The organism is Streptomyces noursei ATCC 11455 (assembly GCF_001704275.1).
Lineage (GTDB): Bacteria > Actinomycetota > Actinomycetes > Streptomycetales > Streptomycetaceae > Streptomyces > Streptomyces noursei.
Window position 1 is genome coordinate 5,194,449 of record NZ_CP011533.1, and the last position, 13,583, is coordinate 5,208,031.

10 protein-coding genes are annotated in these 13,583 nt (G+C 72.3%); 7 read left to right on the forward strand and 3 right to left on the reverse strand.

The genetic code is table 11. The features are described from left to right. Positions 1–13 precede the first annotated feature (13 nt). The 3 genes from nuoL to nuoN are packed head-to-tail and all read left to right on the forward strand — an operon-like array spanning position 14 to position 5,289. The gene (gene nuoL / locus SNOUR_RS22005) at positions 14–1,897 is read left to right on the forward strand and encodes an NADH-quinone oxidoreductase subunit L (RefSeq protein ID WP_067349874.1); all 1,884 of its coding nucleotides are present in this window, start codon (positions 14–16) and stop codon (positions 1,895–1,897) included. Between the two features lie 3 nt (positions 1,898–1,900). After that, positions 1,901–3,640 carry an NADH-quinone oxidoreductase subunit M gene (locus tag SNOUR_RS22010; RefSeq protein WP_067349877.1) on the forward strand — a complete coding sequence of 580 codons (1,740 nt, stop codon included), beginning with the start codon at positions 1,901–1,903 and terminating at the stop codon, positions 3,638–3,640. After that, on the forward strand, positions 3,637–5,289 hold the full coding sequence (gene nuoN, locus SNOUR_RS22015; protein WP_067349881.1) for an NADH-quinone oxidoreductase subunit NuoN: 1,653 nt from the start codon (positions 3,637–3,639) through the stop codon (positions 5,287–5,289). Before SNOUR_RS22010 ends, nuoN begins: the two co-directional genes overlap by 4 nt. Before the next feature lie 83 nt (positions 5,290–5,372). Here nuoN and SNOUR_RS22020 read toward each other — a convergent pair whose 3' ends face one another. Both SNOUR_RS22020 and fahA read right to left on the reverse strand, forming a co-directional pair. After that, positions 5,373–5,861, reverse strand: coding sequence for a hypothetical protein (locus SNOUR_RS22020; protein WP_067349882.1), 489 nt, complete (start codon positions 5,859–5,861; stop codon positions 5,373–5,375). A 146-nt stretch (positions 5,862–6,007) separates the two neighbouring features. After that, positions 6,008–7,237: a fumarylacetoacetase gene (gene fahA / locus SNOUR_RS22025; protein WP_067349885.1), complete on the reverse strand. Its 1,230-nt coding sequence runs from the start codon at positions 7,235–7,237 to the stop codon at positions 6,008–6,010. Positions 7,238–8,046: 809 nt separating this feature from the next. Between fahA and SNOUR_RS22030 the strand changes: the two genes are divergently transcribed. From SNOUR_RS22030 to SNOUR_RS22045, 4 genes are all read left to right on the forward strand, one after another. Further along, positions 8,047–9,060, forward strand: a complete 1,014-nt coding sequence (locus SNOUR_RS22030; protein WP_039635241.1) for a polyprenyl synthetase family protein — start codon at positions 8,047–8,049, stop codon at positions 9,058–9,060. 260 nt (positions 9,061–9,320) lie between these two features. Continuing rightward, on the forward strand, positions 9,321–10,586 hold the full coding sequence (locus SNOUR_RS22035) for a LolA family protein (protein ID WP_067349888.1): 1,266 nt from the start codon (positions 9,321–9,323) through the stop codon (positions 10,584–10,586). A gap of 128 nt (positions 10,587–10,714) precedes the next feature. After that, the gene (locus SNOUR_RS22040; protein WP_067349891.1) at positions 10,715–11,734 is read left to right on the forward strand and encodes an ABC transporter ATP-binding protein; all 1,020 of its coding nucleotides are present in this window, start codon (positions 10,715–10,717) and stop codon (positions 11,732–11,734) included. Further along, complete coding sequence (locus SNOUR_RS22045; RefSeq protein WP_067349894.1) at positions 11,721–12,539, forward strand: ABC transporter permease; 819 nt, start codon at positions 11,721–11,723, stop codon at positions 12,537–12,539. Before SNOUR_RS22040 ends, SNOUR_RS22045 begins: the two co-directional genes overlap by 14 nt. Here SNOUR_RS22045 and rarD read toward each other — a convergent pair. Next, the gene (gene rarD / locus SNOUR_RS22050) at positions 12,529–13,551 is read right to left on the reverse strand and encodes an EamA family transporter RarD (protein WP_067349896.1); all 1,023 of its coding nucleotides are present in this window, start codon (positions 13,549–13,551) and stop codon (positions 12,529–12,531) included. The two genes, SNOUR_RS22045 and rarD, sit on opposite strands and share 11 nt — an antisense overlap. Between the last annotated feature and the right edge of the window lie 32 nt (positions 13,552–13,583).

The window sequence follows — 13,583 nt, forward strand, 5'->3', positions numbered from 1 at the left end:
GGGGTCGCACAAAGTGGAGAACTTGATCGCGCTGCTTGTCGCGGCACCGCTGGTCGGTGCGGCCCTGCTGTTGTGCGGCGGCAAACGCCTGGACCGCACCGGCCACTGGATCGGCTCGCTCCTGGCGGTGGCCTCGTTCGCCGTCGCGGTGGTGCTCTTCGCCGACATGCTCGGCCAGGGCGCCGAGCACCGGGCGCTGCACCAGCACCTGTTCAGCTGGATCCCGGTCGGCGGATTCCGGGCCGACATCGCCTTCCAGCTCGACCAGTTGTCGATGACCTTCGTCCTGCTGATCACGGGTGTCGGCTCGCTGATCCACATCTACTCGATCGGCTACATGGAGCACGACGAGCGGCGCCGCCGCTTCTTCGGCTACCTCAACCTCTTCCTGGCGGCGATGCTGCTGCTCGTCCTCGCCGACAACTACCTCCTGCTGTACGTCGGTTGGGAGGGCGTGGGCCTGGCGTCGTACCTGCTCATCGGGTTCTGGCAGCACAAGCCCAGTGCGGCGACCGCCGCGAAGAAGGCGTTCCTGGTCAACCGCGTCGGCGACATGGGCCTGTCCATCGCGATCATGCTGATGTTCACGACGTTCGGCACGTTCGCCTTCGGGCCGGTGTTCGCCGCCGCCGGTGACGCCTCCGAGGGCAGGCTGACCGCCATCGGGCTGGTGCTGCTGCTGGCCGCCTGCGGCAAGTCGGCGCAGGTGCCGCTGCAGTCCTGGCTGGGCGACGCGATGGAGGGCCCGACCCCGGTGTCGGCGCTGATCCACGCCGCCACGATGGTCACCGCCGGGGTGTACCTGATCACCCGCTCCGGGGTGATCTTCAACCTCGCGCCGGACGCGCAGACCGCCGTGGTCGTGGTCGGCGCGGTCACCCTGCTGTTCGGTGCGATCGTCGGTTGCGCCAAGGACGACATCAAGAAGGCGCTGGCCGGTTCGACGATGTCGCAGATCGGCTACATGGTCCTGGCCGCCGGCCTGGGCCCGATCGGCTACGCCTTCGCGATCATGCACCTGGTCACCCACGGCTTCTTCAAGGCGGGGCTCTTCCTCGGCGCCGGTTCCGTGATGCACGGGATGAACGACGAGGTGGACATGCGCCGTTACGGCGGGCTGCGCCGGTACATGCCGGTCACCTTCGTCACCTTCGGGCTCGGCTATCTGGCCATCATCGGCTTCCCCGGGCTGTCCGGCTTCTTCTCCAAGGACAAGATCATCGAGGCGGCGTTCGCCCGCGGCGGCACCGAGGGCTGGATCCTCGGCGGCGCGGCCCTCCTGGGCGCCGCGATCACCGCGTTCTACATGACGCGGGTGATGCTGATGACCTTCTTCGGCGAGAAGCGGTGGGACCCGGAGGAGTTCCACCCGCACGAGTCGCCGAAGGTGATGACGGTCCCGATGATCGTGCTGGCGGTCGGATCGGTCTTCGCGGGCGGGCTGTTCAGCGTGGGCGACGCCTTCGTCCGCTGGCTGGAGCCGGTCACCTCCTTCGCGCACGGCCGCTCCCCGGTGAGCGCCGGCGTGGTCACCGCCGCCACGATGGTGGTGCTGGTGATCGGCGTCGGCATCGCCTGGCTGATGTACGGCCGCAAGGAGGTGCCGGCCACCGCCCCGCGCGGTTCGCTGCTGACCCGGGCGGCCCGCCGCGATCTGCTGCAGGACGACTTCAACCACGTCGTGCTGGTGCGCGGCGGCGAGCACCTGACCCGCACGCTGGTCTATCTCGACCACTCCCTGGTGGACGGCGCGGTCAACGGCACGGCGGCCGCGATGGGCGGACTCTCCCGCCGGCTGCGCCAGTTGCAGACCGGCTTCGTCCGCTCGTACGCGGTCCAGATGCTGGGCGGGGCCGCCGTTCTCGTCGCCGCGACCCTGCTGATGAGGGGTGTCTGAGCCATGTCGTTTCCCCTGCTGACGGCGACCGCCGTGGTACCGGCGATCGGTGCGATCGCCACCGCCGCGGTGCCCGCCGCCAAGCGCACCGCCGCCAAGTGGCTGGCGCTGCTGTTCTCGCTGGCCACCCTGGCGCTGGCGGCCGTGATCGCGGTGCGCTTCGACCCCGGTGCCAAGGGCCCGTTCCAGCTCACCGAATCCCACGCCTGGATCCGGGACTTCGGGGTCCGCTACGACCTCGGGGTGGACGGCATCGCGGTCGCGCTGATCGCCCTGACCGCGCTGCTGATCCCGTTCGTCATCCTGGCGGGCTGGCACGACGCCGATCCGCTGGCTGCATCCGACAGTGGCTCCGCCACGGGCGCATCCGAGAGCGGCTCCGCCACGGGCGCATCCGAGAGCGGCTCCGCCACGGGGGAGCCCAACCGCCGCTACAGCTGGCGCCCCACGCAGGGCTTCTTCGCGCTGATCCTGGCCGTCGAGGCGATGGTGGTGCTCTCCTTCGAGGCCACCGACGTCTTCCTCTTCTACATCTTCTTCGAAGCCATGCTGATCCCGATGTACTTCCTCATCGGCGGCTTCGGGGACCGGGCCGGCGGGCGCGGCGAGCAGCAGGCCGCCACCCAGCGGTCGTACGCCGCGGTGAAGTTCCTGCTCTACAACCTCGTCGGCGGTCTGATCATGCTGGCCGCGGTGATCGGGCTGTACGCCGTCACCGCCCACCAACTGGGCGCCGGCACCTTCTCGCTCCCGCAGATCGTCCAGGCCCGGGCGTCCGGCGCGCTGACCCTCGGCACCGGCACCGAGCGGCTGCTGTTCCTCGGCTTCTTCTTCGCCTTCGCGGTGAAGGCGCCGCTGTGGCCGCTGCACACCTGGCTGCCCAACGCCATGGGCGAGGCGACCTCGCCGGTCGCGGTGCTGATCACCGCGGTGGTCGACAAGGTCGGCACCTTCGCGATGCTGCGCTTCTGCCTCCAGCTCTTCCCGGAGGCCAGCAGCTGGGCCACCCCGGTCATCCTGGTGCTGTCGCTGATCAGCATCGTCTACGGCGCGCTGCTCGCGGTCGGCCAGCGGGACATCAAGCGGCTGATCGCCTACGCCTCGATCTCCCACTTCGGCTTCATCATCCTGGGCATCTTCGCGATGACGTCCCAGGGCCAGGGCGGCGCGACGCTCTACATGGTCAACCACGGCATCTCGACCGCCGCGCTGATGCTGGTGGCCGGCTTCCTGATCAGCCGTCGCGGCTCCCGACTGATCGCGGACTACGGCGGCGTCCAGAAGGTGGCCCCGGTCCTCGCCGGCACCTTCCTCGTCGGCGGCCTGGCCACCCTGTCGCTGCCCGGTCTGGCCCCCTTCATCAGTGAATTCCTGGTCCTGGTCGGCACGTTCAGCCGCTATCCGGTGATCGGGATCATCGCCACCCTCGGCATCGTCCTGGCCGCGCTCTACGTCCTCGTCCTCTACCAGCGGACGATGACCGGCCCGGTGGCCACCGAGGTCCGGGCGATGCCCGACCTGAAGGTGCGGGAGCTGGTGGTGGTCGCGCCGCTGATCGCGCTGCTGCTCTTCCTCGGGGTGTACCCCAAGCCGCTCACCGACCTCGTCGACCCGGCGGTCCAGCACACCCTGTCCGTCGTGGACAAGAAGGACCCCAAGCCCACCGTGCGGGTGGACGCCGTGCCCGGCGGAGGCCGGCACGGCCGGACCGCGCAGACCCAAGACGTGGAGGCCGCGAAGTGAGTTCCGTGGCAAGCGTCCACAGCCTGTGGACGGCGGCGGCCGGGGCGCCGGGCAGGATCCCGGCACCGCGGATCGAGTACGTCCAGCTGTCGCCGACGCTGATCATCCTCGGTGCCGCGATCGTCGGCGTCCTGATCGAGGCGTTCCTGCCGCGCCGCAGCCGCTACTACGCGCAGGTGCTGCTGTCCGTGGTGGCGCTGGCCGCCGCGTTCGCCGCGGTGATCGGCCTGGCGGCGGGCGGCTTCGGCTCGTCCAAGGCGCACCTCGCCGCGATGGGCGCGATCGCCGTGGACGGCCCCGCGCTGTTCCTCCAGGGCACGATCCTGCTGGTGTCGCTGATCGCGGTCTTCACCTTCGCCGAGCGGCGGCTGGACCCGGTGGCGCACGGCAAGCGGGCGGACTCCTTCGCCGCGCAGGCCGCCGCCGTCCCCGGCGGCGAGGCCGAACAGGCCGCGGTCAAGGCGGGGTTCACCACCACCGAGGTCTTCCCGGTGCTGCTCTTCGCGGTCGGCGGCATGCTGATCTTCCCGTCCGCCAACGACCTGCTGACGCTCTTCATCGCGCTGGAGGTCTTCTCCCTCCCGCTGTACATCCTGTGCGCGCTGGCCCGCCGCCAGCGGTTGCTCTCGCAGGAGTCCGCGGTGAAGTACTTCCTGCTCGGCGCCTTCTCCTCGGCCTTCCTGCTGTTCGGCGTGGCGCTGCTCTACGGCTACGCCGGCACCGTGTCGTACGCCGGGATCGCCGAGGTGATCTCGGACGGCGCCCGGCAGGTCGATCCGGCGCTGGCCGGCACGATGGGCAACGACGCGCTGCTGCTGATCGGCGGCGCGCTGGTGCTGATGGGCCTGCTGTTCAAGGTCGGCGCGGTGCCCTTCCACATGTGGACGCCGGACGTCTACCAGGGCGCCCCGACGCCGGTGACGGGCTTCATGGCGGCCGCCACCAAGGTCGCCGCGTTCGGTGCGCTGCTGCGGCTGCTGTACGTCGTCCTGCCCGGCATGCGCTGGGACTGGCGGCCGGTGATGTGGGGCGTGGCGATCCTGACCATGCTGGGCGGCGCGGTGCTGGCCATCACCCAGACCGACATCAAGCGGCTGCTGGCGTACTCCTCCATCGCGCACGCCGGATTCATCCTCGCCGGTGTCATCGCCGCCAGCCAGGACGGCATCTCCTCGGTGCTCTTCTACCTGGCGGCCTACTCCTTCGTCACGCTCGGCGCGTTCGCCGTGGTGACGCTGGTGCGGGACGCCGGCGGCGAGGCCACCCACCTGTCCAAGTGGGCCGGGCTGGGGCGGCGTTCGCCCCTGGTGGCCGCGGTCTTCGCGGTGTTCCTGCTGGCCTTCGCGGGCATCCCGCTGACGTCCGGGTTCGCCGGGAAGTTCGCGGTGTTCAAGGCGGCGGCGGAGAGCGGCGCGGGCTGGCTGGTGGTGGTCGGTGTGATCTCCTCGGCGATCGCGGCGTTCTTCTACATCCGGGTGATCGTGCTGATGTTCTTCAGCGAGCCGAAGGCGGACGGCCCGACGGTCGCGGTGCCCAGCGTCCTGACGTCCACCGCCATCGCGGTCGGCGTCGCGGCCACGCTGGTGCTGGGCCTGGCACCGCAGTACTTCCTCGATCTGGCCGGGCACGCGGGGATCTTCATCCGCTGACCCGCCCGTCGCGCGACCGCCGCCCGGTGCCCCCGAGAGGGGGAGCCGGGCGGCGGCCGTTGTGCGGGAGGACGGGGGAGCGGTCAGCTCTTGGGCATGTCCGGGAGCTTGGGCATGTCCGGGACCTTGATGCTGCCGTCGTCGGTCTTGGTGTACTTCTCGGTCGGGCCGCTCTTCCAGTCGACGGTCAGCGTCTTGCCGTCCGCGCCCGGCTTGAGGGTGCCCATGGTGCGGGTGGTGTCGCCGTCGGTGCACTTGAGGACGGCCATGGTCATCCCGGCCATCTTCTCGACCTTGCCCATGCAGGCGGACTTGTGTCCGTTGCTGAACGCGACGGTGCCCTTGGCGACCACCAGGACCAGCGGGCTGGCCGGCGTGCCGCCCTTCCAGGCGCCCTCGACCGCGGTGGGGTCCGCGGCCTTGCCGTCGCCGCCGCCCGCGGTCGACGGGGCGTCCTGGGGTGCCTTGCTCGGGGTGGTCGTGTCCTTGCCGCTGTCGCCGCTGCTTCCGCAACCGCTGAGCAGCAGCGCGGCGATGGCGGCCGCCCCGGCGAACTGCGCTGCCTTGCGCACGTACGTCTCCTCCGTTGTGGGACAGGTGACGCGAGGCTAGCAGCGGGCCGGGCCGGGCCGGGGCGGCCGGCGGCCGAGCGGCGCGGTCGACCGCCCGCCGCCGACCCGTCCTCCCGCCAGGGGGAGCGCAGGGGCCGGGCGGTCGGTCAGGCCGGGCGGCCGGCGGGCAGTTCCGCGGCGGGCTGGACCCGTCCGGTGACCTCGCCGAGCCCGATCCGGGCGCCGTCCGGGCCGGGTGCCCAGGCGGTGAGGGTGATCTCGTCGCCGTCCTGGAGGTAGGGGCCCTTGCCCTGGGTGAGCTCCAGCAGGCAGCCGAGCTGGTCGGGTTCGGGCCCGGAGACGGTGCCGGAGGCGTAGAGGTCGCCGGTGCGCAACGACGCGCCGTTGACGGTCATGTGGGCCAGCTGCTGGGCGGCCGTCCAGTACATCGCGGCGAACGGCGGGCGGGAGATCACCTCGCCGTTGAGCCGCACCTCGATGCGCAGGTCGAGGCCGCCCGGCTCGGCGGCGGCGTCGTCCAGGTACGGCAGCGGTGCCACGTCCCGGGCGGGCGGCGCCGTCCGGGACGCGTCGAAGGCGTCCAGCGGGGTGATCCAGGCCGAGACGGAGGTCGCGAAGGACTTGCCGAGGAACGGGCCGAGCGGCACGTACTCCCATGCCTGGATGTCGCGCGCGGACCAGTCGTTGACCAGGCAGACGCCGAAGACGTGCTCCCGGAAGGCGTCCAGGCCCACCGGCGCGTGCAGCGCGGAGGGCGTGCCGACGACGAAGCCGACCTCGGCCTCGATGTCCAGGCGGGTGGACGGGCCGAAGACCGGCGCGGGATCGGCCGGGGCCTTGCGCTGGCCGTGCGGACGCACCACGGGGGTGCCGGAGACCACGACGGTGCCGGCCCGGCCGTGGTAACCGATCGGCAGGTGCTTCCAGTTGGGCGGCAGCGCGGCGCCGTCGGGGCGGAAGATCCGGCCGACGTTGGTGGCGTGGTGCTCGCTGGAGTAGAAGTCGACGTAGTCGGCGACCTCGAAGGGCAGGTGCAGGGTGACGTCGTCGAGCGGGCGCAGCAGCGGGGCCACCGCGGTGCGGTGCGCGGGGTCGGTCAGCGCGGCGCGGACGGTCGCGTGCACCTCCTGCCAGACGGGACGGCCGGCGGCCAGCAGGGGGTTGAGGGAGGCGGCGGTGAGCAGGGCGGCGTGCGGCGCGGGGACGGTGCCGGGCAGGGCGTCCGGCAGGGCGGCCAGGTCGAGGACGTGGCCCCCGTAGCGGACGCCGAGCCGGCGCAGGTCGGGCGCGTCGGCGGTGCTGAACACGCCGTAGGGGAGGGTGTGCGGGCCGAAGGGGTCGCCTTCGGGCAGGTCGAACGGGCTCTGCTCGGGCATGGACACTGCTCCTCGCGTTCGTCGTCGCCGGTGGGCGACCGGCCGGGGGCTCCCCGCGCGAACCGGGTGGAGAGCGGGGACGGGCGCCCCGTGGGCCGGTGGGCCCGTCGATCAGGGTACGACCGGCGGCGATCAACGGGGTGGCCCGCGGCCGGGAACGGACGGTCGCGGGCCGGGAAGCGCCGGGCGGGCCGGCGGGGCGGGGTCCTTCGGGTCGCCGAAGAGGGGAAATGCCGTGCCGCACTGCGAAGTTCGGGATTGCCGGGGTTTGTTGGGTTTGTGGGGCTTGTTGGGTTTGTGGGGCTTGTGGGGCCTCCTCTGCCTTCTCCTCCGCCTTCTCTTCTGTCTTCTCCGCCTTCTCCGCCTTCTCCGCCTTCTCGGTCTTCTCCGGTTTCCGGGGTTTGCGGTCGAAGAGGGCTTGCGCGGCGGCGGACGTGGCTCCCGTACCCGGAAGGGGAGTCCGGGACCCGGAAGAGGAGTGACTCCCTCCGCTTACTACTGGAGAGAGTGAACGGTGCGGCCCGCCCGACGGCGCGTGGCGGCCTCCACCAGGGGCGGTTCGCCCGATACTGCTGTGACACCAGAGGCCCTTGAGGCACCTCACACTCCTGCCGCCCCATTTCTCCCGGAGAAATGCCGCACGGGGCGGTGGATCAAGGACGTACCCTCGGGGCGGCTTCTGTGCTGGCCGAGTGGTTCGGGGGGCGGGCGCTCGTGGTGATCCAACCGTGACCGGATACGCTGGCCAATGGTGGAGACAGCGACAGATCGACATTCAGTTTGATCGTCAGCAGACAGGAGTATCCCTCGTGACCGTCGTCGGGCCCATTGGGCTGAGCGTGCGGGACAAGGCTCTCGAAGCCGATGTCCAGGCCGGATTGGCGGCTGTCGAGGAGGGCCTGCTGGAGGCCACCAAGAGTGACGTGCCGTTCATCACCGAGGCCGCACAGCACCTGGTGCGCGCCGGGGGCAAGCGGTTCCGGCCCCTGCTGGCGATGCTGGCCGCCCAGTTCGGCGACCCCTTCAGCCCCGGTGTGGTCCCCGCGGCCGTCGTCGTGGAGCTGACGCACCTGGCGACGCTCTACCACGACGACGTGATGGACGAGGCCGAGGTGCGCCGCGGAGTGGCCAGCGCCAACGCCCGCTGGGGCAACTCCGTCGCGGTGCTGACCGGCGACTTCCTCTTCTCCCGTGCCTCGCACATCCTCGCCGATCTCGGCCCGGAGGCGGTCCGGATCCAGGCCCAGGCGTTCGAGCGCCTGGTGACCGGCCAGATCCTGGAGACCGCGGGGCCGCGCGACGGCCGCGACCCGGTCGAGCACTACCTCGACGTCATCGCGGGCAAGACCGGCTCGCTGATCGCGGTCGCCGGCCGCTTCGGCGCGATGATGTCCGGCGCCGACGAGACCACCGTCAACATCCTCACCCAGTACGGCGAGCGGCTGGGCACCGCCTTCCAGCTGGCCGACGACGTCCTGGACATCGCCAGCGACTCCCACGAGTCCGGCAAGACGCCCGGCACGGACCTGCGCGAGGGCATCCCGACGCTGCCGGTCCTGCGGCTGCGGGAGCTCGCCGAGAGCAGCGCCGGCACCGCCGAGGACCGCGCCCTGTGCGAGCTGCTGGCCGGCGACCTCACCGACGACGCCCGGCACGCCGAGGCGCTGGCCGGGCTGCGCGCCCACCCGGCGCTGGAGCAGGCCCGCCGGGACACCGTCCGCTACGCCGAGGACGCCCGCGCGACGCTGGCGCCGCTGCCGGAGTGCATGGCGAAGACGGCCCTGGAAGAGCTGTGCGACACGGTGGTGCACCGCGCGGGCTGAGCCCGACGGCAGCCGCCGACGCGGCGTCCCCTAGGGGGCTTTCCCCCGGGACGGTGCGACCGGCGGCGTACGGGGTCGGGTGGTTTGCGGCCGGGTGTCATCCCACAGCAGTACGTGGAGTTGGCCCTGCGGGTTGACGCCGGGATCCGCGGTTTTTGGTGGGATGGAGAACACCACGAAGCGGCGGGGCGGGCCATCATGGCCCGGCGGGTGGACGAGTGGACGACACAGCACCGCCGCACACGACGGAGGTAGGCCAGATGCCACGGAACGAACCGACTGAGGTCACCGGGGGATGGGACGGGGAGCGCTCCTCGAAGCGCCGTAAGGCGGTGCGGTACGCCGTACCGGTCGCGGTGGCGGGGGTGACGGCCGCGACGATCGGGCTGGTCCCGGCGTTCGCCGGATCCGGGTCTCCGGACCTGCCGAAGATCTCCGCCCAGGACCTGATAGCGAAGATCGCCAAGTCCGATGTCCAGCAGTTGTCCGGCACGGTCCAGGTCACCACGGACCTCGGCCTGCCCGCCCTGCCGGGTGGCATGGGCGCCGGCGGCTTCGGCGGCGGGCAGGGCCGGGACGGCGCGGGCGGTGCCGCCTCGCCGCAGAGCAAGCTGACCGAGCTGGCCTCGGGCACGCACACCCTGCGGGTCGCCGTCGACGGCCCCGACAAGCAGCGGGTGTCGATCGTCGGCAACTCCGCCGACTACACCCTCATCCACAACGGCAAGGACGTCTGGGCGTACGACAGCGGCAGCAACAGCGCCGTGCACCACACCGCCCCCAGGGACGCCCACCACGGTGCGCACCGCGGCGCCCCCGAGGGACTCCCCCAGGGCCTGCAGAACGCCACCCCGCAGGACCTGGCCAAGGAGGCCCTGAAGGCCGCCGGGGACACCACCTCGGTGACGGTCGGCGACACCGCCAAGGTCGCCGGGCGGGACGCCTACCAGCTCGTCATCAAGCCCAAGCAGGCCGCCTCCACGGTCGGCTCGATCCGGGTCGCGGTGGACGCCGCCAACGGCGTCCCGCTGAAGTTCACCCTCACCCCCAAGAGCGGTGGCCCGGCCGCGATCGACGTCGGCTACACCCGCGTCGACTTCGCCCGCCCGGCCGCGGACACCTTCGCCTTCACCCCGCCCAAGGGCGCCAAGGTGGTCAACGGCGACCGGGCCGCGGAGCAGGCCGCCCGCGAGCACGGGAAGGAGCTCAAGGGCCTCAAGGACCACAAGGGCTTCGACGGCCACAAGGGCCCGAAGGGCGGCGGCTTCCAGGTCATCGGCAAGGGCTGGACGTCCATCGCCACGCTGAAGACCCCCGCCGGGCCCGGCGGCAAGGACCAGCTCGCCAAGGGCGATGCCGGCAAGTTCCTGGACAGCCTGGGCAGCAAGGTGACCGGCTCCTTCGGCTCCGGCCACCTCTTCAGCACTCGCCTGGTCAACGCCCTGATGACCGACGACGGCACCGTCTACGTCGGTGCCGTCGACAAGCAGGCCCTGATAGCCGCGGCCGACGCCGCGAAGAAGTAGGGGGCCCACGGCGGCGGCCGGGCCGCGCCGCACCTCCCGACGGGGGAGCGGCGCGGCCCGTACGCGGTCCGCGCGCCCCGCCGCACGGCCCCGAGGGGCCGCCGTACGCCAGGAGTTGGGGGGAGACCGTGCCAGCACCACCCACCGCGGACCAGGGGCGCGCGGCGCCGGACGCCGAGCACCGGGTGATCGAGACCCGGGGGCTGACCAAGACCTACCGAGGCGACCGGCCCGCCGTCGACGGGCTGGACCTCGCCGTGCCGCGCGGCAGCGTCTTCGGCTTCCTCGGCCCCAACGGCTCGGGCAAGACCACCACCATCAGGATGCTGATGGGCCTGATCGAGCCGACCGCCGGCACCGCCCGGGTGCTCGGCCGGCCGATGCCCGGCGCGGTCCGTCAGGTCCTCCCCCGGGTCGGCGCGCTCATCGAGGGCCCGGCGCTCTACGGCTTCCTCAGCGGGCGGGACAACCTACGGCGGTTCGACGCCGCCGACCCTGCCGCCGATCCCCGCACCCGCGGCGAGCGGGTCGGTCGGGCGCTGGACCGGGTGGGCCTGTCCGCCGCGGCCGGCAAGAAGGCGCGCGCCTACTCCCTGGGCATGAAGCAGCGCCTGGGGCTGGCCGCCGCCCTGCTCCAGCCCCGCGAGCTGCTGGTGCTGGACGAGCCGACCAACGGCCTGGACCCGCAGGGCATGCGGGAGATCCGTGCCCTGGTGCGGGAGCTGGCGGCGGACGGCACCACCGTCTTCCTCTCCTCCCACCTCCTCGACGAGATCGAGCAGGTCTGCACCCACGCCGCGGTGATGGCCCGGGGCCGGCTGGTCACCCAGGGGCCGGTCGCCGGTCTGACCGCGGCCGTCCTCGGCCCGGGCGCCCACGGCCACCTGGCGGTGACCACCCCCGATCCGGCCGATGCCGTCCGGGTCCTGAAGGAGCACGGCCTGACCGGCCTGCGGGCCGACGGGGACCGGGTCACCGGCGAACTGCCGAAGGCCTCGCCGGACGGCCCGGCGCCCCCGGACCCGGCGGAGCTGAACGCCGCGCTGGTCCGCGCCGGCGTCCGGGTCCGGGCCTTCGGCACCCAACGGCCGTCCCTGGAGGACGCCTTCGTCCGGCTGACCGGGGAGGGATTCGATGTTGCGGGCTGACCTGCTGCGCAGTGAGATCGCCACGACCTTCCGGCGCTGGCGCACCCTGGTGCTGCTGGCCGTGCTGGCGGGCGTCCCCGTGCTGGTGGGCGTCGCCGTGCGGATCCAGGCCGGGCGGCACGGCGGAGGCGGCGGTCCGGCGTTCCTCGCCGGGATCGCCGGCAACGGCCTCTTCCTGGTCTTCACCGCCCTCGCGGTGACGCTGCCGGTGTTCCTGCCGATGGCCGTCGGGGTGGTGGCCGGCGACGCCATCGCCGGCGAGGCGCACACCGGGACGCTGCGCTACCTCCTCGTCGCCCCCGCCGGCCGTACCCGCCTGCTGTGCGCCAAGCTCGTCACGGTCGTGGCGTTCTGTCTGGCGGGCACCCTCGTCGTGGCGCTGTCCGCGCTGGCCACCGGGGCGCTGCTGTTCCCCCTGGGCAAGGTGACGCTGCTCTCGGGGACGTCCATATCCTTCGGCGAGGGGCTGCTGCGGGCGCTGGCCATCGCGGGCGTCGTGGCGCTCTCCCTGCTCGGGGTGGCGGCCCTCGGCCTGTTCGTCTCCACGCTCACCGACAGCGGCGTCGCCGCCATGGCGACGACCGTCGGCCTGGTGCTCACCGCCCAGATCCTGGACGGCATACCGCAGCTCCAGGCCATCCAGCCGTACCTCTTCCCGCACTACTGGCTGTCCTTCGCGGACCTGCTCCGCGACCCGGTCTACATGGACGGGATCCTGCGGAACCTCGGTCTCCAGGCGCTCTACGCGGTGGTGTTCGGCTCGGCGGCCTGGGCGCGGTTCACCACCCGCGACATCACGGCCTGACGGGTCCCGGCGCGTCCGGCTCCGGGGCGGCCCGGTCCGCGGCGGCGGGCCCGGTCTGCGCCGCCTGCCCGGCCTGCGCCGCGACCGCTTCGCCGGCCCGTGCGCCCGCGGCGGCCAGCGCCGATCGCGCCCGCCGGGCGGTCCGCAGCGCGTCCCAGGTCAGCACCACCAGTGCCGCCCACACCAGCGCGAAGCCGGCCCAGCGCTCCGGCGGCATCTGCTCGTGGAAGACCGTCAGGCCCAGCAGGAACTGGAAGGTCGGCGCCAGGTACTGGAGCATCCCGACGGTGGTCAGCGGCAGCCGCACCGCCGAGGCGCCGAAGCAGATCAGCGGCACCGCGGTCGCGATACCGCACCCCGCGAACAGCAGCGCCTGCCCCGTCCCGCCGGTGACGAAGGAGGACTCGCCGTGCGCCCCGAGGTAGATCAGAAAGCCCAGCGCCGGCAGCGCCTGGAGGGCGGTCTCGGCGCTGAAGCCCTCGATCCCGTCGAGCTTGATGCCCTTCTTCACCAGCCCGTACGTCGCGAACGACAGGGCCAGGCCGAGCGCGATCCAGGGCATCCGGCCGTAGGCGATGGTCATCACCACGACGGCGACGGCGCCGATGACCACGGCTGCCCACTGCAGCGGCCGCAGCCGCTCGCGCAGCACCAGCACCCCGAACGCGATGCTCACCAGCGGGTTGATGAAGTATCCGAGCGAGGCTTCGAGGACGTGCCCGGCGTTGACCGCCCAGATGTAGAGGTACCAGTTCAGCGAGATCACCACGGCGCAGACCAGGACCAGCCCGAGCCTCTTGGGCTGCCGCAGCAGCGGGCGTATCCAGGACCAGCGGCGCAGCGCGGCCAGGATGACCAGGGCGACCGGCAGCGACCACAGCATGCGGTGGGCGAGGATCTCGGACGGCGCGGCGGCGCCCAACAGGTGCCAGTAGAGCGGCAGCAGACCCCACATGGTGTAGGCGGCGAGGCCGTATGCGAGGCCGGCTCGCTGGTCGGTTCGAGGCGGCAAGGGGCCCTCCTGGTCGTGCGCGGTCGATGCTG